24 protein-coding genes are annotated in these 22,689 nt (G+C 57.4%); 3 read left to right on the top strand and 21 right to left on the bottom strand.

The genetic code is table 11. The annotated features are described in order from the left end of the window. Positions 1–35: 35 nt before the first annotated feature. The 5 genes from HW561_RS02635 to HW561_RS02615 form a co-directional block, all read right to left on the bottom strand. The gene (locus HW561_RS02635) at positions 36–1,028 is read right to left on the bottom strand and encodes a GGDEF domain-containing protein (protein ID WP_176861663.1); all 993 of its coding nucleotides are present in this window, start codon (positions 1,026–1,028) and stop codon (positions 36–38) included. Then, complete coding sequence (locus tag HW561_RS02630; protein ID WP_176861662.1) at positions 1,025–1,612, bottom strand: heme NO-binding domain-containing protein; 588 nt, start codon at positions 1,610–1,612, stop codon at positions 1,025–1,027. The genes HW561_RS02635 and HW561_RS02630 overlap by 4 nt, the downstream gene beginning before the upstream one ends. A 120-nt stretch (positions 1,613–1,732) precedes the next feature. Next, positions 1,733–3,292, bottom strand: coding sequence for a trimethylamine methyltransferase family protein (locus HW561_RS02625; RefSeq protein WP_176861661.1), 1,560 nt, complete (start codon positions 3,290–3,292; stop codon positions 1,733–1,735). A gap of 118 nt (positions 3,293–3,410) precedes the next feature. Beyond that, on the bottom strand, positions 3,411–4,103 hold the full coding sequence (locus HW561_RS02620) for an HAD family hydrolase (protein WP_176861660.1): 693 nt from the start codon (positions 4,101–4,103) through the stop codon (positions 3,411–3,413). A gap of 26 nt (positions 4,104–4,129) precedes the next feature. Then, entirely contained in the window at positions 4,130–4,414 is a 285-nt protein-coding gene (locus HW561_RS02615; protein WP_176861659.1) for a DUF3572 domain-containing protein, read from the bottom strand. An 88-nt stretch (positions 4,415–4,502) separates the two neighbouring features. Between HW561_RS02615 and HW561_RS02610 the strand changes: the two genes are divergently transcribed. Continuing rightward, positions 4,503–5,903: a diguanylate cyclase gene (locus HW561_RS02610; RefSeq protein ID WP_176861658.1), complete on the top strand. Its 1,401-nt coding sequence runs from the start codon at positions 4,503–4,505 to the stop codon at positions 5,901–5,903. Positions 5,904–5,907: 4 nt separating this feature from the next. Here the strand turns inward: HW561_RS02610 and HW561_RS02605 are convergent, their stop codons facing one another. From HW561_RS02605 to HW561_RS02590, 4 genes are read right to left on the bottom strand one after another with little or no spacing between them, the layout of a single operon-like run. Then, entirely contained in the window at positions 5,908–6,381 is a 474-nt protein-coding gene (locus HW561_RS02605; protein ID WP_176861657.1) for a periplasmic heavy metal sensor, read from the bottom strand. Beyond that, the gene (locus HW561_RS02600; protein WP_176861656.1) at positions 6,378–6,728 is read right to left on the bottom strand and encodes a hypothetical protein; all 351 of its coding nucleotides are present in this window, start codon (positions 6,726–6,728) and stop codon (positions 6,378–6,380) included. Before HW561_RS02600 ends, HW561_RS02605 begins: the two co-directional genes overlap by 4 nt. Further along, a complete protein-coding gene (locus HW561_RS02595; RefSeq protein ID WP_176861655.1) occupies positions 6,721–7,335 on the bottom strand; it encodes an RNA polymerase sigma factor in 615 nt (204 codons plus the stop codon). The genes HW561_RS02600 and HW561_RS02595 overlap by 8 nt, the downstream gene beginning before the upstream one ends. A 6-nt stretch (positions 7,336–7,341) precedes the next feature. Next, positions 7,342–7,809, bottom strand: coding sequence for an EF-hand domain-containing protein (locus tag HW561_RS02590; RefSeq protein WP_176861654.1), 468 nt, complete (start codon positions 7,807–7,809; stop codon positions 7,342–7,344). 224 nt (positions 7,810–8,033) lie between these two features. On the opposite strand from HW561_RS02590, the gene HW561_RS02585 reads away from it, so the two are divergent. Further along, on the top strand, positions 8,034–8,432 hold the full coding sequence (locus HW561_RS02585) for a DUF983 domain-containing protein (RefSeq protein WP_176861653.1): 399 nt from the start codon (positions 8,034–8,036) through the stop codon (positions 8,430–8,432). Between the two features lie 25 nt (positions 8,433–8,457). Further along, positions 8,458–9,159 carry an NUDIX hydrolase gene (locus HW561_RS02580; protein WP_176862248.1) on the top strand — a complete coding sequence of 234 codons (702 nt, stop codon included), beginning with the start codon at positions 8,458–8,460 and terminating at the stop codon, positions 9,157–9,159. Positions 9,160–9,168: 9 nt separating this feature from the next. Here HW561_RS02580 and HW561_RS02575 read toward each other — a convergent pair whose 3' ends face one another. The 12 genes from HW561_RS02575 to nuoG all read right to left on the bottom strand — a co-directional run bounded on the left by HW561_RS02575 (position 9,169) and on the right by nuoG (position 22,686). Continuing rightward, entirely contained in the window at positions 9,169–10,836 is a 1,668-nt protein-coding gene (locus HW561_RS02575; RefSeq protein WP_176861652.1) for a ribonuclease J, read from the bottom strand. Beyond that, positions 10,833–11,612, bottom strand: a complete 780-nt coding sequence (locus HW561_RS02570) for a type III pantothenate kinase (RefSeq protein ID WP_176861651.1) — start codon at positions 11,610–11,612, stop codon at positions 10,833–10,835. The genes HW561_RS02575 and HW561_RS02570 overlap by 4 nt, the downstream gene beginning before the upstream one ends. An 11-nt stretch (positions 11,613–11,623) precedes the next feature. Continuing rightward, complete coding sequence (locus HW561_RS02565) at positions 11,624–12,373, bottom strand: biotin--[acetyl-CoA-carboxylase] ligase (RefSeq protein WP_176861650.1); 750 nt, start codon at positions 12,371–12,373, stop codon at positions 11,624–11,626. 54 nt (positions 12,374–12,427) lie between these two features. After that, on the bottom strand, positions 12,428–13,870 hold the full coding sequence (gene nuoN, locus HW561_RS02560; RefSeq protein ID WP_176861649.1) for an NADH-quinone oxidoreductase subunit NuoN: 1,443 nt from the start codon (positions 13,868–13,870) through the stop codon (positions 12,428–12,430). A gap of 15 nt (positions 13,871–13,885) precedes the next feature. After that, the gene (locus tag HW561_RS02555; RefSeq protein WP_176861648.1) at positions 13,886–15,430 is read right to left on the bottom strand and encodes an NADH-quinone oxidoreductase subunit M; all 1,545 of its coding nucleotides are present in this window, start codon (positions 15,428–15,430) and stop codon (positions 13,886–13,888) included. Next, positions 15,430–17,580: an NADH-quinone oxidoreductase subunit L gene (gene nuoL, locus HW561_RS02550; RefSeq protein ID WP_176861647.1), complete on the bottom strand. Its 2,151-nt coding sequence runs from the start codon at positions 17,578–17,580 to the stop codon at positions 15,430–15,432. The genes HW561_RS02555 and nuoL overlap by 1 nt, the downstream gene beginning before the upstream one ends. Positions 17,581–17,586: 6 nt before the next feature. Next, on the bottom strand, positions 17,587–17,892 hold the full coding sequence (gene nuoK / locus HW561_RS02545; protein WP_005984024.1) for an NADH-quinone oxidoreductase subunit NuoK: 306 nt from the start codon (positions 17,890–17,892) through the stop codon (positions 17,587–17,589). A 4-nt stretch (positions 17,893–17,896) separates the two neighbouring features. Next, positions 17,897–18,499, bottom strand: a complete 603-nt coding sequence (locus tag HW561_RS02540) for an NADH-quinone oxidoreductase subunit J (protein WP_176861646.1) — start codon at positions 18,497–18,499, stop codon at positions 17,897–17,899. Further along, the gene (locus tag HW561_RS02535) at positions 18,496–18,906 is read right to left on the bottom strand and encodes a carboxymuconolactone decarboxylase family protein (RefSeq protein ID WP_176861645.1); all 411 of its coding nucleotides are present in this window, start codon (positions 18,904–18,906) and stop codon (positions 18,496–18,498) included. The genes HW561_RS02540 and HW561_RS02535 overlap by 4 nt, the downstream gene beginning before the upstream one ends. Further along, on the bottom strand, positions 18,903–19,397 hold the full coding sequence (gene nuoI, locus HW561_RS02530; protein ID WP_176861644.1) for an NADH-quinone oxidoreductase subunit NuoI: 495 nt from the start codon (positions 19,395–19,397) through the stop codon (positions 18,903–18,905). Before nuoI ends, HW561_RS02535 begins: the two co-directional genes overlap by 4 nt. Position 19,398: 1 nt before the next feature. Next, entirely contained in the window at positions 19,399–20,436 is a 1,038-nt protein-coding gene (gene nuoH / locus HW561_RS02525) for an NADH-quinone oxidoreductase subunit NuoH (RefSeq protein WP_176861643.1), read from the bottom strand. Positions 20,437–20,664: 228 nt separating this feature from the next. Continuing rightward, positions 20,665–22,686: an NADH-quinone oxidoreductase subunit NuoG gene (gene nuoG, locus HW561_RS02520; protein WP_176861642.1), complete on the bottom strand. Its 2,022-nt coding sequence runs from the start codon at positions 22,684–22,686 to the stop codon at positions 20,665–20,667. Between the last annotated feature and the right edge of the window lie 3 nt (positions 22,687–22,689).

The following is a 22,689-nucleotide window of genomic DNA, read 5'->3' as shown; positions in this document are numbered from 1 at the left end:
GCCGCACATTCATTCAGCCGTTGTTATTGATGCCGTCAGGGCTGCGCACTGGATAAGGTCGAATACAAGCAGTGACAGGACCGCCCGTCCCTCTTTGCCTGATACAATGCAAGATCGGCTGCATGTAGAATTCCAGCTGCGTTTGGCACGTCGAAGTGGATGGACAAGGCGGTCCCAATACTTGCAGAAATCCGGCAAGACTGTCGTTGGAACGTCATCGGCTCATTCAACCGCGCGATGAGGCGGTCAGCAATTGCGGTCAGGGTTTCTTCTCTGGTCATCCCTTTGAAAATGATGACAAACTCGTCTCCGCCCACCCTGGCCACAGTGTCGTCACTGCGCGTTTCCTCAACCATAATGTGGGCGGCTTGTTGCAAAACGTAGTCGCCAGCGGCGTGCCCCAACCGATCATTCACGGATTTGAAAAAATCCAGATCCAGATGCATCAACGCAAAGGCCGAATTGGTCGACACCAGATGCGCTAGCATATAGTCCATGGCGCGCCGGTTTTTTAGACCGGTCAATGTGTCGGTATAGGCTTGTTCTTCCGCTGCAAGCATTGCCCCCTGAAGCCGGAGGTTCAGGGACCGAGAGGCCTCCATCGCGGCTGATTTTGCCTCGACCAAGTAAAGCAGTTCGATCGCCAGGTCGGTACCGGAAAAATCCGCACTTGTCAGCGCATAATCACGCACTGCATCCAGGATCGAGATGCCAAAGGACAGGTTGATAACCGCCCCGCCCCCATTGGGCAGCGGCGCGACCAACCCCTTAAGGGCAGTGCGCGGTTCATCGTGAAACTTAAGGTTCAGCTTCGCCCCGGCCATCGACATCAACGCCGGAACGGTCGTCACGGTTCGCGGGCGGATCAGTTCGAACACATCCAGAAAACTCTGTCCGACCAGCGGCGCGTTGGGGCGCAGTTTTTGCAAGGTCGGCCCTGCTTGTTTGATATGTCCGGTGTCATCCACCAGCAGGAACATCGGACAAAGGGTTTCCAACAAACCAGCCAGATCTTCGGTGTTCATCATCCGCTTCTGGCCCCCAAATCAAAGTGGCGACCCGCAGCAAAGGCGCTTTCTACCAGTGTTACCGATATAACCTCGGCATTTCCCTGCTGTCCGTCATGCGACAACATCACCAGCGCACCATAATCATCCGCCATCGCACGCAGGACGCCGACCATGACACTGGAGTAACCCGGCAACCCCGGAAAACAGCACAACTGATACTCTGTCGAAGAAAGTTCTCGCAGCTCTAACGTCGGCAGGGTGAGGTCGGACACAGCCAGCCTGACACGATCCGCCAGATCATCGAGGGAATGCAGGAACTCTACATAGGTTACTCCACCAAATCGCAACAGACGGCGCAACCCCTCCGTATTCGGGTGCGACACCAAGTAAGTGCCGACATCTTCGAGGATTTCAGCTTGTGGCCGATTAAGATCAGCGCTCAATGCGTGCAAGATCCGGGTTGACATGTCGTTGTCGTAGACAAGCATTGCCTCAAACTCGACAAATCCCAACCCGGCCGCCTCGGTCACGCGCAACCAGCACGATTGCCCATAGGTTGCGCATACAAAGGACTGAATTGCCCGATTGATCAGACCATGCATAAGGTGCCCCAGATTGCTTATACCTACAATGTGGTCTGACAAACCTTAACAAACAGCCAACATCCACCCAAAGATAACGCCAATGCAATCAAGTATCAGGGTGGGACTTTTTCCGGCAATTCAGAAATCCGTAGGCGCACCCCCTTCGGCTTTGCGACGCGCGACGAAATCGGCAAGCTCATCCCGGATACCATCATCCAGAGCAGGTGGTTCAAAGCTGGAAACGATTTCCTTGAACATGTGATGCGCGCGCTCTGCGGTCCATATCCCCCCGGCGACGTCCCAACCTTCGTAGTTTTTCCAATCACTCAGGAAAGGTTGATAAAACGCGGTGGTATAGCGGTCCTGAGTATGCTGGATACCGAAGAAATGACCGTCATTGCCCACCGATCGGATCGCATCCAGCGCGATTTCATCCGGCCCGGTCGCTGTCAATTCCGGGTTCATATAGCGCTGAATTTGCTGAAGGATTTCGCAATCCATGATGAACTTCTCAGGGCTGGCAATCAGGCCACCCTCAAGCCAGCCTGCCGCGTGGTACACCATGTTCGTGCCCGATTGCACCGCCGCCCAGAGCGAGTTCGAAGTCTCCCACACCGACTGCCCATCTGGGACGTTTGCGGCACAGACGCCAGAAGAACGCATAGGCAAGCCATAAAATCGCGCCATCTGTCCGGTCATCTGGGTCGAGCGCATGTATTCAGGTGTCCCAAAGGCGGGGGCGCCGGATTTCATGTCCACATTCGACGTAAACGTACCAATGACGCAAGGAATACCGGGGCGCACATACTGGAACAGCGCAATTGCACACAGCGCCTCGGCCAGCGACTGCGCCACGGCGCCCGCCATTGTCACAGGCGCCATGGCCCCGGCCAGCGTAAACGGTGTCACAACGATGGCTTGCCCTCGCCGCGCCAGACGCAGACAGCCGTCGATCATCGGGTGGTCATGTTTCAGAGGTGAGGTCGAATTGATGTTGGTGTACATTCGCGGCGTGGCCTCGAATTCCTCGTGGCTCAGGCCGCCTGCGATGCGGACCATCTCCATCACGTCTTCAACGCGCTCTTTGCCCAAGGAATAGGCGTGCATCGCCTTATCCGTCAGCGTCAACTTATCGTAGAGCACATCCAGATGTCGCACGCTGGCATGGATATCAACGGGCTCAACCGGGTAGCCACCCGCGAAATGAATACAGTTGAAGTACTGCGTCAGTTTCAACAGATTCCGACACATCTCGCGATTGCCGGGAACTTTGGTGCCGATCTCCATGTCCCAATAGTTCGGCGGGGACGAGACATTGCCGAACACCATGTTCTTACCGCCGATCTCGATCTTCCGATCCGGATTTCTTGGCGTAATCGAGAATTGACTTGGTGCCTTGGCCACCATTTCCATCACGAAATCGCGGCCCATCCGGACGTTGTCCCCCTCTATCGTGCAGCCGGCCTCACGCAGGATTCCGATGGCTTCTTCATTAAAGAACTCGACACCGATCTCTTCGAGAATGCGCATCGCACCGTCATGAATCGCCTCGATCCCCGCCGGATCCAACGGTTCGGTCGGGCGGTCGATATTGATGGGCGGATCCCACGGCATCTGGTCGATTACCGCGCTGCCCCGGCGGGCGGCAGCCCCGGCACGCCCTCCGCCACGACGTTTGTGGGATGTGGTGTCGGCCATCGTCATCTCCTGCTTTGCTTTTCCCAAGCAAGCCTTGAAGACGGCCAGCAAGCCGCTCTGTCTGCGACAGAGTTTGTCGGTTTTTTATCCCGGATTGCCGAATTTCACTCTGCGTCGTTCAGTTTTTCGCCAGCCACTCCGGAATGTGTCCGATATCCGGCAACACCACATCTGCCATCGGTGCAAGCGCATCAGCCTCGGCCAGGCCGGTCAAAACACCGATTGTGGTCATGCCTGCGGCTCGTCCGGCCTGCAGGTCATGAAGGCTGTCCCCCACCATTGCGATCCGCGCAGGATCAACCCCGACATGCGCCGCAAAGGCCAGAAGTTGCCCCGGACCCGGCTTGAAACCGTGGCCACTGTCATAGCCCGCCACAAAGTCAAAGTGATCTCGAATCCCAGCCGATTCCAAATGTTGTATCGCGGGATGCTCACTATCATTTGTCGCAACACCCAGCTTGATCCCCGATTTCTGCAATCCCTCAAGAAATGGTCTGAGCGGGACTGCCGGTGCCTGCGGCGCCGCTGCCGCCTCGACATTCATCAGATCAACCAATTCGTTGATTGTCATATCCTCGACGTGCAGAATCAGAGCGTCCGCAATCTCTTCGACCGTGCCGGCGATCACGATACTGTCGTGGGCATATTGTTCCTGCTCCAGATCGAAACCAATGACGCGCCCCAGCTCGGCCGCACGCATTTTATCTCCATCCGTCAGTCGCAAAAGCAAAGAGCGTCCAAACGCACCCCATGTGTCTGCAAAATCAAACAGCGTGCCGTCCTTGTCAAACACGATGGCGTCAATTGGCATTGGGAACTCCTGCAAAATAGGTGGGTTCAGGTCCAGTGTGTGTCGGCGCCGCCAGACAAAACCGCACGTGCCTGAGCGGGCAAATCATAGGGAACCGAATTGGCGTCACAAAACGCCATGACCCACGAGTCGTCAAGCACCAGAAAATCCAATACCGATACCATGAAATCCCGATCACCGGCGCTGGCGCGCAGATCCTGGCTTGCGGCGCCCGTTGAGCCGAGAAAAACAGGCAGCAATTCGTCGTTTCCGACAAGCCAGCCGAGGGCAGTCAACGCGAGTGTTTCGGCGGAATCGGCGGATAGCGGCATAAACTGGCCTCTGAGTGGTTCTTGGAAAGGGTTTATTAACCAGACTCATAAACACTTTGTTCACGCATGCAATCAACGGTGAACAACTATGTCCGTGCAGGGAACCATCCTTGTCCTCGACGGGGTATCGACCAACCGCATCATGTTGAAGGTTCAACTGACGGCGGCGTGGTATCACGTGGTACAGGGGGAAAAGCTAAAAGGTTTGACAGCGCTGGTCCGGCGCACGCGTCCAGATCTGGTGTTGACCGCACAGACCCTGCCCGACGGAACGGCGGCGGATGTCAAGAAACTGGTCATGAACGAACCGGATCTGGTCGATGTTCCGGTCGTTGCGATTGCCCCGCAGAACGACAAAGGGGCCCGATTGCGCGCACTGGCGGATGGGCTGGACGATGTGCTGGCGCATCCGTTCAAGGACACATTGCTGCTAGCCCGCATCCGCAGCTTGCTGCGCGCACGCGCCGATACACAGGACCTGCAGGTCAATGACGGCCCGCAATCAATGGGTTTTGCAGAGCCTGAGACAGGTTTGATCGCTCCGCCCAAGGCGGCTCGTGTGGACATACTGACCCACACCGCCCGAACCGGTGCTTTGTGGCACAAGGCTTTGATCGGAAAAACCCGTCACAACATATCATGGCACACACAATCAAACCTTCAGGGTCTTCTTTCGGGTTCAGTCCCGGATGCGATCGTGGTCGAGCTGGATGCAAATCCGTCCGGATTGAACATTCTGGCCGATCTGAGGTCGCGCGGTGCCACGCGGCACACAGTTTTGATCGGGGTATTGAACGACAACGATGCGTCCAAGGCGTCCGAAGCACTGGATCGTGGAGCAGACGCTGTCTGTCTGGGGGGCTTTTGCGCTCAGGAGATACAGCTGCGGCTTGAAAATCAGATCACTCGCAAGGCCCGGATGGACCAAATGCGTGCTTCATTGAAAAAGGGGATTGCGGAATCCTGGATTGACCCGCTGACCGGCCTGCACAATCGGCGCTACGCAATGCGCGCAATTGGCCAGATCGCGCATCAGGCCGTGCGAACCGGGCGTGGCTTTGCCGTCATGCTGGCGGATCTGGACCATTTCAAAGCGATAAATGATAGTTTTGGACACGCAAGCGGCGATTTGGTTCTGACCGAGGCGGCAACCCGAATGAAAAACCTCCTTGGTACAACCGGTTTCGTCGCCCGCATCGGAGGGGAAGAATTCATGATTGGGGCATCAAACATTTCACGACCTCAGGCCTTGAAACTGGCCGAGGCGATCTGCGACAGCATCTGCAAGGCACCGTTCCACCTTCCCGATCAGCACGATCCAATCCCGGTTACGATCAGTATCGGCCTGAAGGTATCAGTTCCCCAGCTCTGGTCACAAGGCAACGACCCAGAGACTACGGAAAATCTGTTGAAATCCGCCGACAAGGCGCTTTACGCCGCCAAAAAAGCGGGGCGAAATCAGGTCAGGATCAGGCAAAGCGCCGCCTGATCCTTCAATCCTTTTTCTTGTTTCTGTGTGGGCCGCGTTCAACAACCTCTGCCAGACGGTCTGCATAGACCTGTCGCTCATCATCGCTCATGGCAGTGACCCGGGCCAACCATTGCGCCTGCAACGCGTCATGCAATTCGGCTGTTGATTGGGCTTGCTGCTGTAACAGAACCTCGACGACAGACGGATCGAACGGCACGGCACGCAAGGCCTGGCTGAGCGACTCAAAATCCTCGGACCGGTGGTTCGAACCCTTTTTGTGCAGCCCAGACAATTCACCTCGCATCGCCTTGCGGTCCTCTTTGGACAAAGCGCGGTACAATGCAGGGCTAAAGCCTGGCGGCCCTTTGGCATGCTCACCACCTCTCAGCCGCAGCATCGTCCCAAGCGCGACGCCCACGATCAACAGGTTCAGAGCCAGCGAGACGGCCAGTGCAATGGACATCCATCGGCGGTGTGGTTTGGTTTCAGCGCTCATTCCGTGCTCTCCAGAAAGGTCGTGTCATATCCCAGATCGGCCATCAGATAGGTGGTATCCTGCGACACCAAAAGATTTGCGGGATCGGGCAGAAAAGTTGGGGCAGAAAAGCCGATCCAGATCCCGGCCGCACTGGCCGCGACCAACCCGCCAAAGCCCTGCCAGCCACCGACATTCGCAAACAATCGCCAGAACCAGCGCGTTGGCCGCACCTTTGGATCAAGGCGTTTTAACCGAGCCGCCTCGGCATCAGTCTGGATACGAACCGCCAAATCATCGGGCAGCGCCGGACGCTCTTGCCTTGCGCGGGCGAAAAGATGATCCAGTTCCATGTCTTCGTCAGCCATTGTCATACCCCAGTTCATCTCGTCGTTCGGCCAAAATTGCGGCCAACGCTCTCTTTCCACGCGCAGTCAGGCTTTCTACCGCTTCTACTGAAATGCCCATGACCCCGGCAATCTCGGGGTTGGGCAATTCTTCGATATGCCGCAAGACAACCGCTTGTCGCTGCCGCTCGGGCAATTCCGCCAAAGCCGACTGCAATGCATCTTTGCGGGCCTCGTCCTGCATCCGGTCAACCACGCTAGCCTTACCATCTTCGGGTTCGGGCACGTCGGATAGCCTGTCGGGCCGTTTCTTGCGCCGGATATCAACGCACAGGTTCAGCGTTACCCGGTATAGCCACGTTGACACCTTAGCATTCCCCGGCACCCAGTCGGGCGCCATCTGCCAAAGCCGCATCATCGCATCCTGAGTCACATCCTCGGCCTCGGCCCGGTTCCCCAACATGCGCAATGCAACCGAAAGGCTGCGTGGTCCAAGACGATCCGTCAAAAGACGCGCGGCCCCTGCATCGCCATCGGCAAAGCGTCTCAGCAACGCATCGTCGCTGAGGTCGTTCGCGGCGCACTCAACGCCGCGAACGTCTTGCGGATGGGAGGTCAGATCCTCCATCCCGCATCAGTTGTCGTCTGAGCCCGACTTGTCATGCTTCTTGTTATGCCGGCCCTTCTTGTCTTTTGCATCGGCAAATTCCTGTTCCGAGATTCCGCCGCTGTTATCCGCGTCAATCCGATCAAACATCTTGTCAGCCCGGCGCGGTTTCGGCAACTCATCTGCGCTCAGGAATCCGTCACTGTTTGCATCGTGGTCCTTGAACATGCTCGTGACGCGGTCATTTGCCCTTTTCTGGGCAGCGGCCTGCATTTCCTCGACGCTCAGCTGGCCATCACCGTTGGCATCAGCCTTTGTGAAACGTTGGCCACGATGGGCTTCCATCTCTTCCTTGGTCACCTGCCCGTCGTTGTTGGCATCAAGCTCCTGAAAGGACACTGGTTCGCGGTCCTTTGGGCCTGCCGCCAAAACGGATGTACCTGTGATTGCGACCGCCGAAAGAACAATTGCCGGGATGAATTTCGAGTAGTTCATTTTAGTTTTCCCTTGTTGACGCGGCCCCATCGCCGCTGCTCATATCCATTCAAACGCGGCAGCTGTGGGTTTCCGTCGCAGAAAATGAGATTCTTTTCGACAAGCGCAAATCAGATTGCTCATGGCGTTTTTTGACTGACGGACGGTGCAAAGCGACGCACCCCCCTTTAATATCCACGGAAACAGGCGCACTATCTGCCAAACATGAACGCGCGAGTTATATTATGACGGATCAGACGATCGACACCACGGCCGAAAATGAGCGTCCGACATGGCCCGCTCTGGTCAAAGGATTTCGTTGCAAGTGCCCCAATTGCGGTGAAGGCAAGCTGTTGCACAGCTACCTGAAGGTCAATGACAATTGCTCCAATTGTGGGGAAGAGCTGTTTCATAACCGCGCCGACGACGGTCCGGCCTATCTGACCATCCTGCTTGTTGGGCACCTGCTCGCGCCTGCCTTGCACATCTCTTATGTGAACTGGCGCCCCGATCCCTGGACCATGGCCATCGGCTTCTCGATCGGTTGTATCGCGCTGTCGCTGTTCCTTTTGCCCAGAATGAAGGGGGCTGTTGTCGCGTATCAATGGGCTCGGCGGATGCATGGGTTTGAAAAATCGTCGTGACCTCGGCAAACAGATCGGGCGCAATATGACGACGGACAAAACCGCAATCCGGGACGCAGCAACCGTGATCGTGTTGCGTAATCGTTTGACCGATCCGTCTATCTTGATGGGTCAGCGCGGCGCCAAAGCGGCCTTTATGCCGAACAAGTTCGTTTTCCCCGGCGGTGCAGTTGATCCGGCTGATGCCAATGTGCCTATGGCCGCGGCATTGCCCGCGCTGTGCACTGAGCGTCTGGCCGAGAAATCCGAACCCGGGCTGCAACTGGCCCTCGCCGCCGCCGCAATACGGGAACTGTGGGAAGAGACCGGGCTCATTCTCGGTTCTCCGGGGTCTTGGCGCGACGCGGCTCCGTCCGATTGGCAAGGCTTTGCACAAATGGGGTTCCAGCCATCTGCCGATGCGTTGCAGTTTGTGTTTCGCGCTGTGACGCCCCCCGGGCGCCCGCGCCGGTTTGATGCAAGGTTCTTTCTGGTCGATGCTGATGCGATCCAAGGCGATCTGGATGATTTCAGCCACGCCTCGGATGAGCTATCTCACCTGCAATGGGTCAAGCTGGACAAGGCGCGTGACCTGGACCTGCCTTTCATTACCGAAGTCGTTCTGGCCGAAATCGCGGCCCGGGTCACAGATCCTGAGCCGCCGACATCCGTTCCGTTTTATCTGAACAATGATGAGGCCAGCCTGTTTCTGCGGCTCAAGGGTTACCCCATGCCGGAAACAGACTGACAGCCCCGATCACTTCATTCGGCTGATCACCACGGTCACTTCGGGTTTTTTGCCGATTTCAGCCTTTGCGGTATGCCGCACGATCCGGCGCATTTCCTCTTCCAACTTATCGTCGTCGCGCAGGGTCTTGCCCCCGGCCCGCATCAGGAACTGGTTCAGATCTTCTTCCAACACCTCGACCAACGCCGCGCGGGATGTTCCGATCTCGGGCAAGCCCATTGTGTCACACCATGGCTCACCCAGCGGCTCATTCTCTTCGTCCAAAATGACCGTAACGGCGACGTGACCGTTCAAAGCCATGCGGATACGGTCGCGCACGACCCCATCCAGCGCACCAACCTTGACGGTACCATCCAGATAGGTCCGCCCTGTTTCTATGTAATCCGTCACCTTCGGCGCATTGCCGGTCAGATCCAGCATGGTGCCATTCACCGCCAGAATACCCGTCCGGCCACCTGCTTCGGCCAGCTTGGCATGTTCACGCAAATGCCGATGTTCGCCGTGCATCGGGATCACCATCTGCGGATCGATCAGCTTGTGCATCGTTTCCAGATCCGGCCGATTGGCGTGGCCTGAAACGTGATATAAGCCCGAGCCGTCATCCACGACATCCACGCCCTTTTCGCTGAGCTGGTTCATGATGAAAATCACGCCACGCTCATTACCGGGAATGGTTTTGGATGAGAACAGGAACAGATCGCCCTCTTTCAACTCCAGCCCGCGATACTTGCCTCGGGCCAGTTGCGCGCTGGCCGCGCGACGCTCGCCCTGACTACCGGTGACCAACAGCATCAGGTTCTGACGCGGCATATCCACGGCTTCTTCAGGGCTAACCACCTTTGGGAAATCGGTCAGAATACCGGTTTCCGTCGCCGCCTCGATCATTCGACGCATGGCGCGACCCAACAGAACAACGGACCGCCCGGCCCGTTCGCCCGCTTCGGCCAGAGTTTTGACCCGCGCTACGTTCGATGCAAAGGTCGTCGCCACCACCATGCCACTGGCTTCTTGCACCAACTTGGTAATCTCGGGGCCGACCTCGGATTCCGAGCGCCCGGCATGGGTCGAAAACACATTGGTACTGTCACACACCAGCGCCTTGACCCCTGATTTGGCAACGTCGGCCCACAGGTCGGGGTCGAACGCCTCGCCAACAACGGGATTTGCATCCAGCTTGAAATCACCGGAGTGCACGATCCGACCCGCAGGCGTATCGATCACCAGGGCCGAGCTTTCGGGAATCGAATGCGATACCGGCAGGAAACCAACTTTGAACGGACCGGAATCAACCTGCTGTGGCCAGGCAGACACGATCTGCACGGCGTCCTCGGGATGCCCATGCTCATCCATCTTGCGGCGCGCAATATTGGCGGTGAAGGCACGCGCGTAGATCGGTGCACCCAGCGCTCCGTAACAATGCGCTACTGCGCCGACATGATCTTCGTGGGCGTGGGTGACAAACACTGCGTCCAGACGATCGGCACGTTCACGCAGCCAGCTGATATCGGCGTGGATCAGGTCAACGCCGGGCGTTGTGTCCATATCGGGAAAGGTCACGCCCAGATCCACCAGGATCAATCGCTCCTGACCGGGTTTGCCGTAGCCATAAACATAGGCGTTCATGCCAATTTCACCCGCGCCGCCCAGCGGCAGGTAGATCAATCTTTCGCTGCTCATGTCGAGCCATTTTCCTTGTTATAGCGATGGATCACGGTCAGGCCGTGCATCGTCAGATCATCTTCGATTGCGTCGAATCCAACGTCGGCCTGATCGAACAAAGGTGCAAGACCTCCGGTTCCAACAACTTTCATCGGCATTCCATATTCCGTCTTAATGCGGGTAATAAGTCCTTCGATCAGCCCGGAATAGCCCCAATATACGCCCGACTGGATACAGCCAACCGTATTCGTGCCAATCACCTTGTCCGGACGCGTGATATCGATATGCGGCAAGGCTGCTGCCCCCTGGTGCAGGGCCTCAAGGCTGAGGTTCACGCCGGGCGCGATGATACCGCCCACATAGGCGCCATCCGCAGCAACGACATCAAAATTGGTTGCAGTGCCAAAATCCACCACCACCACATTGCCACCATGGCGATCAAACGCAGCGGCTGCATTGGCCAGTCGATCCGGCCCCGGAACGGTCCCTTCATCGACGCGCGGGTCCATCGGCAACAGGCAGTCAGGTTTGCCCACAACCAAAGGCCGACACCCAAAGAACCGATCCGCAAAGACGCGCAGGTTGAACACCACGCGTGGTACGGTCGAAGCAATGATGACGTCCGTTATATCCGCCTCGATCTCATAGTGTTTCACCAGCGTTGAATACCATGTGAAATAGGCATCCGCCGTGCGTGCGTGATGGGTCGAGGTGCGTAGGGTGCATAGGAATTTCTCGCCGTCCCAGATCGAGAAAACGGTGTTTGTGTTGCCGCAGTCGATGGCCAGAAGCATCTGCGCCCCCTTCAGAAATACACATCCGCCGCGGGAATGCTGACGCGGCCTTTTGCGGTGTTTAGGACAAGGTTGCCCCCCGCGTCCACCGTTTCAAAAGTGCCCACCGTTTCAAGCGCTGCGGTGCGGGCGGTGATGACCTCGCCCAACCGGGCCGCACGGGCGAGCCACGCTGTGCGGATTGGTTCGAACCCGTAGGTGGCGAATTGGGTTTCGTACCGGGCATAGGCAACTGCCAGATCGGTCAGGAAATCCTCGGGTGACACATGTGCTCCGGTCTCAGACAGCAGCGAGACCGGGCGCACGGCGCCGGGTTCCACAAGATCCGCACCCGGAGCATCAGACAGATTCACGCCAATACCAACAGACAGGTGCGAGACTCCACGCCCCTGCCCCGTGCTTTCCAGAAGAATACCCGCCAGCTTACCGCCGTTCAGCAGCACATCATTGGGCCATTTCAACGACAATCCGGTCGCACGTCCGGTGACGGCAACGCAAGCATCAAACAGTGCCAGAGCGGCCACAAAACTGCGCAGCGCGGCCTGGTCGGGCGGGCCTTGCGGACGCGTCAGCAACGTTGCAGCCAAATTGCCCTTTGGGTTGGCCCAAGCACGACCACGCCGACCGCGCGCCGCAGTCTGGTGATGCGCCATGATCCAGACGGGTCCCTGAGCGGTCGGCGCAAGGCGCGCTGCCTCGTTCAAGGTGCTATCCACCTCCTGCAGCACATGCAGGCCATATCCCTGAGGCCATTCGCTCATGTCAAAAAGGCTCGGTCCTCAGACCGAGCCCCCTGTGTTCGTGTGTTACCAAAATCAGTTAACAAGCGTAGCGGCTGCAGCGGCTGCTGCACCTTCAATACCGAACTGATAAAATACACCGATCAGCATCACAGCCGCCGACCCCATCAAAGCCACCCACAGGACGGGCGACGAGCGGGTTTCGATCGGATCTTCGTTTTCCGCCCCGAAATACATGTAGAACACGATCCGCAGATAATAGAATGCACCGATCACAGAGGAGATGGCCGAAACAATCACCAATCCGGTCAGCCCTGCACTAACACCAGCCTGCCAGACACCGAACTTGGCAAAAAAGCCAAGCATCGGCGGAACACCCGCCAAGCTGAACATCAGGATCAATACGGCCAGGGCCTTGCCCGGATCGCGCTTGGAGTATTGACGCAGGGCGTCGATATCCGTGACAGGTTTACCATCACGCTCCATCATCAGGATAAAGGCGAAGGTGCCGATATTCATTGTCACGTAGATGGCCAGATACATCAGCATGGACTTGATGCCCAGCTCGGTTCCGGCGGCGAGACCGATCAGCGCATAGCCCATATGGGCAATCGACGAATAGGCCATCAGGCGTTTGATGTCGCGCTGACCAATGGCAGCGACTGCACCCAACAGCATCGACAGAACCGACAGCAGCACGATCACTTGCTGCCAATCCTTGACAACGCCGCCGAATGCATCGTGCATCAGCCGTGCGAACAATGCCATCGCGGCCACCTTGGGAGCGGTCGCAAAGAAGGCCGTGATCGGCGTGGGCGAGCCTTCGTACACGTCAGGCGTCCACATGTGGAACGGCACGGCGGACACCTTGAAGGCCAGCCCCGAGATCAGGAAGATCAGACCAAACAAAAGGCCAACGGAAACATCGCCCACCTGTACCGTCTGGATGATACCCGAGAACAGCGTAGTGCCGGTAAAGCCATAGACCAACGACGCACCGTAAAGCAGCAGACCGGAACTGAGCGCGCCCAGCACGAAGTATTTCAGCCCCGCTTCGGTCGATTTCGCACTGTCCCGACGCAGTGCGGCCACGACGTAGAGCGCCAACGACTGCAACTCCAACCCCATATAAAGCGACATCAGATCGCCTGCGCTGACCATCATCATCATGCCAACGGCTGCCAGAGCTACCAGTAACGGAAATTCGAACCGCAACAAATCCCGGCGGGACATGTAATCCTGGCTCATCACCAGAACAGCAGCTGCGGATAGCAGGATCGCAACCTTCGCAAACCGTGCAAAACCATCGTCAACAAACATGCCGTTGAAGGCTACGTTCGTGCCATCACCATTAGTGGCAATCCAGAAGGACAGCAATGCCATCAGCCCGGCTGTCGTCCAGACCAACACCGGCGCCAACGCGTCCTTGGTCGTGTAGACAGCCCCGATCAGCGCCACCATCGCATAAATCGCCAGAATGATCTCCGGCAGGATAATTGTCAGATCAGCTTGGATCATATCTCCAAAGCCCCCTTAATGCGAAGCGGCCGTCTGGGTCGCGGCCTCAGCCGCGGCCAGAGCCGTGTCATAGTTCGAAATCAGTGCGGCGGTCGAGTTGCCAATCACATCGGTCACCAGCGACGGGTAAACCCCCAACAGGATGGTCATCACGATCAGCGGCGCAAAAATCAGCCGTTCACGTGTGCTCATATCTGTCATGGACTTAAGGCTTTCCTTGATCAGATCACCAAAAACAACCCGACGATACAGCCACAGGGCATAACCAGCCGAGAAGATCACGCCGGTCGCGGCCACAGCCGTCACCCAAGTGTTCTTCTGGAACGTACCCATCAGTGTCAGGAACTCGCCGACAAACCCGCTGGTTCCCGGAAGGCCTACATTGGCCATGGTGAACAGCATGAAGACCAGCGCATAGGCAGGCATGCGGATCACCAGACCGCCATAGGCCTCGATATCGCGGGTGTGCATCCGGTCATAGATCACACCAACGCACAGGAACAATGCCGCCGAGATGAACCCGTGGCTGAGCATCTGGAAGATCGCCCCATCCACACCCTGTTGCGTCGCTGCGAAAATCCCCATGGTCACAAAACCCATATGCGCGACCGAGGAATAAGCGATCAGTTTCTTCATATCCTCCTGCACCAGCGCCACCAGCGAGGTGTAGACAACCGCGATGGCCGACATCCACAGAACCACGTCCGTCATCACTGCCGAGCCCACTGGGAACATCGGCAAGCTGAAGCGCAGGAAACCATAGCCACCCATTTTCAACAGGATCGCCGCCAGTACCACCGAGCCCGCTGTCGGCGCCTGAACGTGCGCATCCGGCAACCAGGTGTGCACCGGCCACATCGGCATCTTCACCGCAAAGCTGGCAAAGAAGGCGAGGAACATCAGCGTTTGCAGGCCGCCCACGACGTAGACACCCAACACGCTGAACCCTTCGGACGAGAACTGATGGGTCATCAGTGCCGGAATATCCGTGGTACCCGCATCCGCATACATTGTAACCATGGCCACCAGCATCAGAACCGAGCCGAGGAAGGTGTACAGGAAGAACTTGAAGCTAGCGTAGATCCGCTCTTTCCCGCCCCAGATGCCGATAATCAGGAACATTGGGATCAGACCTGCCTCGAAGAACAGGTAGAACAGCACCAGATCCAGCGCCATGAAAACACCTAGCATCAGTGTTTCCAGCAACAGGAATGCAACCATGTATTCCTTGACCCGGTCAGTCACGTTCCAGCTGGCCAGAATGGTCAACGGCATGATGAAGGTGGTTAGCAGCACGAACAGCACGCTGATGCCGTCGACGCCCATCTTGTATTTCAGGCCCATTAGCCACTGACCTTCTTCCACCATCTGGAAGCCGGTGTTTGAGGGATCAAAGCTCGTGTAAATGCCGATCGAGACAAGGAATGTCACCGTGGTTGCCAACAGCGCAATCCACTTGGCGTTCCGCTGCGCCGCCACATCATCCCCGTGCAGAAACAGCGCCAGAATACCTGCTGCTATGGCCGGGATGAAAGTGACGATGGAGAGGATATTGTCCATTAGTGTGCGCCTCCGCCAATCGACATCCAGGTGACAAGGGCGGCGATGCCCAGAACCATCCAGAAGGCGTAAGTAAAGATGTAACCCGTCTGTGCCTTGCCTGCGAGGCGGGTAAAGAAGGGGACAACGCCCATTGCGACCCCGTTCAGGAAGCCGTCGATTGTGTTTCCGTCACCGCGCTTCCACAGGAACCGGCCAAGCGCCAGAGTGGGTTTGACAAAAATCGCATCGTAGATTTCGTCAAAGTACCATTTGTTCAGCAGGAACAGGTAAAGCGGGCGTTGGTTTGCAGCGAGACGTGCCGGCAGCGACGTGTTCACGATGTAGAACCAATAGGCCACGATGAAACCAAGCAGCATCGCAACAAAGGGCGATACCTTGACCCATTTAGGGGCCGCGTGGGCATCATCCAGAACGTGGTTATCTGGCGCGATGTAAATCGCACCTTCGCCAGGCTCACCCGCGAAGACATAGTGGTGATCGCCTTCGGCCATTTCTTCGCCGTGATCGTCATCTGCCACGGCTTCATCACCATGGGATGTATCGGCATGCGCGACGTCTTCTCCGTGGCCCGCATCTGCATTGCCATGATCGCCGGCCTCAGCATGTTCCGACGCCTCAGCAACGGGGATGCCGTAGAATTTTCCAACTTTGTCTGCATGGCCAAAAAAGTTGCCATACCAGATCATCCCGGAAAATACTGCACCCAGTGACAGGACACCCAGCGGGATCAACATAGTCATCGGGCTTTCATGCGCATGTTCGTGCGTGTGTTTGTCGCCGCGTTCCTCACCATAGAAGGTCAGGAAAATCAAGCGCCAGCTGTAGAAGGACGTAAACGCAGCTGCGATCACCAGCATCCAGAAGGCATAGCCAGTGCCACCGGCAAAGGCACTTTCGATGATGGCATCCTTGGACAAGAAGCCAGCGAAACCAAAGGTGGTCAGCGGAATGCCCACCCCTGTAATGGCAAGCGTTCCAATCATCATCGCCGCGAAAGTATATGGGATTTTCTTACGTAATCCGCCGTATTCCGTCATCTCCTGCTCGTGGTGCATCGCATTGATGACCGAGCCAGCCCCAAGGAACAAAAGCGCTTTGAAGAAAGCATGTGTCAACAAGTGGAACATCGCGGCCGAGTACATGCCCACGCCTGCCGCCACGAACATGTAGCCCAGTTGCGAACAGGTGGAATAGGCGATGACGCGCTTGATGTCAGTCTGAACCAGACCCACGGTCGCGGCGAAGAACGCCGTCGATGCGCCAAGAAAGGTGATGAATCCGGTTGCGCCCGGCGCGAACTCCATCAGCGGCGACATGCGGCAAACAAGGAAGACACCTGCAGTCACCATGGTCGCAGCGTGGATCAGCGCCGACACAGGTGTCGGACCTTCCATCGCGTCCGGCAACCATGTGTGCAGGATCAACTGCGCCGATTTACCCATGGCACCGATGAACAGCAGGACGCAGATCACCTCAATCGCGGACCATTCACCCCACAGGAAATGAAGTTGCGTGTCCGCCAGCGTTGGAGCCGAGGCAAATATATCCGAGAAGTTGATGCTGTCAGTCAGGAAAAACAGCGCAAAGATACCCAGCGCAAAGCCAAAATCGCCCACCCGGTTGACGATGAACGCTTTCATTGCAGCGGCGTTCGCGCTCGGCTTACGGTAATAAAAGCCGATCAGCAGGTATGAGGCAACGCCAACACCTTCCCAGCCAAAGAACATCTGAACCAGGTTGTCTGCTGTCACCAGCATCAACATGGCGAAGGTAAAGAACGACAGATAAGCGAAGAAGCGCGGCTTATAGCTCTCGCCCTCGCGCCATTGCGGGTCGTGATCCATGTAACCGAAGGAATAAAGATGCACGAGGGACGAAACGGTCGTTACTACAATCAGCATGATTGCCGTTAACCGATCCAGACGGATCGCCCAGCTTGTCGACAGCGATCCGCTTTCGATCCAGCGCATGATTTCGATTTGCTGGGTGTGGCCGTCGAAAGTAAAGAATACGATCCATGACAGCAGACAGGCCAGAAACAGCAAGCCCGTGGCGGTCCACATGGCGGCTTTCTCGCCAATGAACTTCCAGCCGAACCCGCACAGCAGCGCGCCCACAAGCGGGGCAAAGAGGATGGTGGTTTCCATGTTCTCTTACCCCTTCATCATATTGACGTCTTCAACCGCGATGGTGCCACGGTTGCGGAAGAAACAGACCAGAATGGCCAGACCAATCGCCGCCTCGGCCGCCGCCACGGTCAGCACGAACAGCGTAAAAACCTGCCCGACCAGATCGCCGAGGAAGCTGGAAAACGCCACGAGGTTGATGTTCACCGCCAGCAGCATCAGCTCGATGCTCATCAGCAGGATGATGACGTTCTTGCGGTTCAGGAAGAGACCGAAGATGCCGATGACGAACAGTGTCGCCGCGACCGTAAGATAGTGTTCAAGTCCGATCATCGTCTTAAAGTCCCTGCCCCGGTTTCACGTCTTTCAATTCCATCGCCTTGGCCGGGTCGCGCATCATCTGGCCGATGATGTCCTGACGCTTGATGTCCTTGCGGTGGCGCAGCGTCAAAACGATGGCGCCGATCATGGCCACCAGCAGGATCAGGCCCGCCAGTTGGAACAGAAGGAAGTATTGATCATAAAGAATTACACCCAGAGCCTCAGTGTTGTGGCGATCCACCGGAACCGGCTGCGCCAGATTGGCCGCCGCGCCCTGTGCGCTGTCCCAGGCGCCAAAGGCCATCACGAACTGCATCAGGATCACCAGACCGATCAACAGAGCTAGCGGCATATAGCGCGCCATCTCAGCCTTCAGTTCGGCAAAGTCCACGTCCAGCATCATCACCACAAAGAGAAACAGAACCGCGACCGCGCCAACATAGACGATGATCAGCAACATCGCGACGAATTCAGCGCCCAGCAGCACGAACAGCCCCGCCGCCGACAGGAAGGACAGGATCAACCACAGCACCGAGTGCACCGGCTGTCGGCTGATCACCGTGAACAGCCCGCCGGTGATGGCGCTGATGGCAAACAGATAGAAGGCAAAGACGGTCATTGATCCTCATCCTTGTTTTCGCCCATGGCCTCTTGCGCCAGCTCCAGCGCGCGGGTCATGGCCGGGATGCCGGCGAAGACCGACATCTGACCGATCGCTTCCACGATCTCTTGTTTCTTGGCACCGGCTTCCAACGCGTGGCGCACGGTTTGACGTATCGCCGCATCTGCCTGCGCGCCCTGACAGGTCAACCCTGCCAGTGTCAGCAGAAGGCGGGTCTTGGCATCCAACCCGTCCTTGTTGACAGTGTTGCCGAACATCATCTCCATGACCTCTTTGGGCATGGTCGGCCACAACGCCTCGAACCCTTTGGGCGAGAAATTCTCGAGCCCCGGGTTCATCGCCTTGGCCATCTCTTGTGCCTGCTTGAGCATCTGCTCAAATGGGTTTTGAGGAGTATCGCTCATCTGTACGGCGCGTCCATTTCCAGATTGCGGGCAATCTCGGCTTCCCAACGTTCACCGTTATCGAGCAGCTTTTCCTTGTCGTAGAACAGCTCTTCGCGGGTTTCTGTGGCGAATTCGAAATTCGGACCTTCGACGATGGCATCGACCGGGCAAGCCTCTTGGCAGAAACCGCAATAGATGCACTTGGTCATGTCGATGTCATAGCGCGTGGTGCGGCGTGAACCATCGTCGCGTGGTTCGGCGTCGATGGTGATGGCCTGCGCCGGGCAGATCGCTTCGCACAGTTTGCAGGCGATGCAGCGTTCTTCGCCATTGGGATAGCGGCGCAGCGCGTGCTCACCCCGGAACCGTGGGCTGAGCGGGCCTTTTTCATGTGGGTAGTTCAGGGTCGCCTTGGGGGCGAAGAAATACTTCATCCCCAGTTTGAAACCGACCCAGAAATCCTGAAGCAGAAAGTACTTGGCGGCGCGGGTGTAATCGATATTTGCCATGTCAGCCTCCTACGCTCCAGCGGGCGAAGATACCCCAGAACCAATCGAATTTCGCCGCGAAAGCCACAAAGACCACCCAGCCCAGCGAAAACGGCAAGAACACTTTCCAGCCCAACCGCATCAGCTGGTCATAGCGGTAACGGGGTGTGATGGCCTTGACCATCGAGATAAGGAAGAAGAAGAACGCCATCTTGGCGACCATCCACAGCACACCGTCGGGCAGACCCGGAATGGGTGACAGCCAGCCGCCGAAGAACAGCAGCGACGTCAGCGCGCACATCAGGAAGATGGCGATGTATTCACCTGCCATGAACAACAGGAACATCGTCGCGGAATATTCCACCTGATAGCCAGCCACGAGTTCCGATTCCGCCTCGGGCAGGTCAAACGGTGGGCGGTTGGTTTCGGCCAGAGCCGAGATGAAGAACAGGAAGACCATCGGGAAATGCGGCAGCCAGTACCAGCCGAAGAAACCATATCCGGTATCCTGCGCTGCTACGATGGCGCCGAAATTCATCGAACCTGTCGAGATGATCACGCCGATGATGATCAGGCCAATGGACACCTCGTAGGAAATCATCTGAGCAGCAGAGCGCAACGAACCAAGGAATGGGTACTTTGAGTTCGACGCCCAACCGCCCATAATTACGCCATAAACCTCAAGCGAGGACACGGCAAAAACATAAAGGACCGCCACGTTCAGGTCCGACAGAACCCAACCATCGTTGAATGGGATCACCGCCCAGGCGATCAGCGACAATACAAAGCTGGTCAGTGGTGCCAGAATGAACACGGCGCGGTCGGCCCCTGCCGGAATGACCACTTCCTTGACCACGTATTTCAGTGCATCGGCCACCGATTGCAAAATGCCATAGACGCCCACCACGTTGGGGCCCCGACGCATCTGGACCGCGGCCCAGATCTTGCGGTCGCCATAAACGAGGAACAGTAGCGAGATCATCACGAAGGCAACGACTGCAAGCACTTGCGCCAGAATGATGATGGCTATTCCGCCTGGGGTGTTAAAGAATTCAGCCATTGGTCCTCACACCGTGGGTATTCCGTTTTCCGCGAGCGATGCAAAGGCCATGTGCCTGCGCATTCAGCGGCTGGGTCGGCGCGTTGGTGTAAACAGCATCCAAGGCCGCTGCGCCAGCTTTATTATTCCACTTCATCTGCTTCCCACGCGCGGTTGTTTGCATCGCACAACCGTATGCGTGCAACGACGCCATTGGGTGGCAAGAAGACGATATGATCAGGGTGCAGGTCATTCCGCCGCGATCTTCTGGCCCTTGCGGGCCTCGGCCGATGCCGACAGTTCCGCCATCAATTGAGACGCCCGCGCAATCGGGTTGGTCAGATAGAAATCCTTGACCGAATTCCGGAACGTCGCCTTGCCCAGAGGCCCGGCCTCCAGCGATTGAACCTCATTCCCGATGACTTCGTCGATCCGTGCCAGATGAGGCACGGCCTCAATCAGGACGGTCCGTAGCTGCGCCAGGGTGTCGAATGGCAGGGTCGCGCCAACTTCGGCTGACAGCGCCCGCAGGATCGCCCAGTTTTCTTTGGCCTCACCCGGTGCGAACCCGGCGCGCATCGCCAGTTGGGGGCGGCCTTCCGTGTTGACAAACAACCCGTTTTCCTCGGTATAAGCCGCGCCCGGCAGGATCACATCGGCGCGGTGCGCGCCCCTGTCGCCATGGCTGCCCTGATAAATCACAAAGGCACCTTCGCCGATCTCGATCTCATCCGCGCCGAGGTTATAGATCACATCCGCCGTGTTGACCGCGTCCATGCCACCTTCGTTGGTCGCGTCTACATCCATCGCACCGACGCGTGAGGCAGCAGCGTGCAAGATCAGCAAGCCACTTTCGGTTTTCGCAGCAATGGCCTGCGCGGCGGCTAGAACAGCAACACCATCGGCCTCTTGCAGAGCACCCTGTCCAACGATGACCAGAGACCGCTTGGCTTTGATCTCGTCATCGCCGCCCATGTCGACGGCCTTTTGCAAAGCTGCCCGGTCATCGCCCATATGATGATACTGATAGGTCAAATCCGCGGCAGACCCAATCAAGGCCACTTCGGCACCATGCGCCCAAGCTTTGCGGATACGTGCGTTTAGTACCGGAGCCTCGTCACGCGGGTTGGTGCCGATCAGAAGGATACGCTCGGCCGTATCAATATCTTCGATCGCAGCGGTTCCTGCATAAGCGCCGCGATTACCTGCTGGCAATTTAGCACCATCAGTGCGGCATTCGACGATGCCATCCTGCCCCTCAATCATCTGCTTCAGCGCAAAGGCGGCCTCGACCGGGACCAGATCGCCGACGATACCCGCAGGTTTCTTTGCCCCCTTCAGGGCGTCGGCTGCCTTGGTCAACGCTTCAGGCCATGTCGCCGGGCGCAACTTGCCGTTGTCGCGAATATATGGACGATCCAGCCGCTGACGACGCAGGCCATCCCAGACAAAGCGAGTCTTGTCACTGATCCACTCTTCGTTCACGCCGTCATGATTGCGCGGCAGAAACCGCATCACTTCGCGACCCTTGGTGTCCACGCGGATGTTGGAACCAAGTGCATCCATCACGTCGATGGATTCGGTTTTGGTCAACTCCCACGGGCGGGCCGTAAAGGAATATGGCTTGGACGTCAGCGCTCCAACCGGGCACAGGTCGATGATATTGCCCTGCAAGTTGGAATCGAGCGTCTGATTCAGATACGAGGTAATCTCAGAATCTTCGCCACGCCCGGTCTGACCCATCTGGGTGATCCCGGCCACCTCGGTGGTGAAACGCACACACCGCGTGCAGCTGATGCAACGCGTCATCGCCGTGCCGACCAGCGGACCAAGGTCCAGATCGTCCACCGCGCGTTTGGCTTCCTTAAAGCGCGTTCCCGAAATACCGTATGCCATCGCCTGATCCTGCAGATCACACTCGCCGCCCTGATCGCAGATCGGGCAATCCAGCGGGTGGTTGATCAGCAGGAATTCCATCACCCCTTCACGGGCTTTTTTGACCATAGGTGAATTCGTCTTGACCACCGGTGGTTGCCCTTCAGGACCCGGACGCAGATCACGCACCTGCATCGCGCAGGAGGCCGCCGGTTTTGGCGGACCTCCAACAACCTCGACCAGACACATCCGGCAGTTCCCGGCAATCGACAGACGCTCGTGATAGCAAAAGCGCGGCACCTCGACACCAGCCTCTTCACAGGCCTGGATCAGGGTCATCGCACCATCGACTTCGATTTCCTGCCCGTCGATGTTGACTTTGCGGAGGTCAGACATGGT

This window comes from Ruegeria haliotis (assembly GCF_013377785.1).
Taxonomy (GTDB): Bacteria; Pseudomonadota; Alphaproteobacteria; order Rhodobacterales; family Rhodobacteraceae; genus Ruegeria; species Ruegeria haliotis.
The sequence above is the reverse complement of the archived record's forward strand: the minus strand, read 5'-3'. Positions and strand labels throughout refer to the sequence as shown.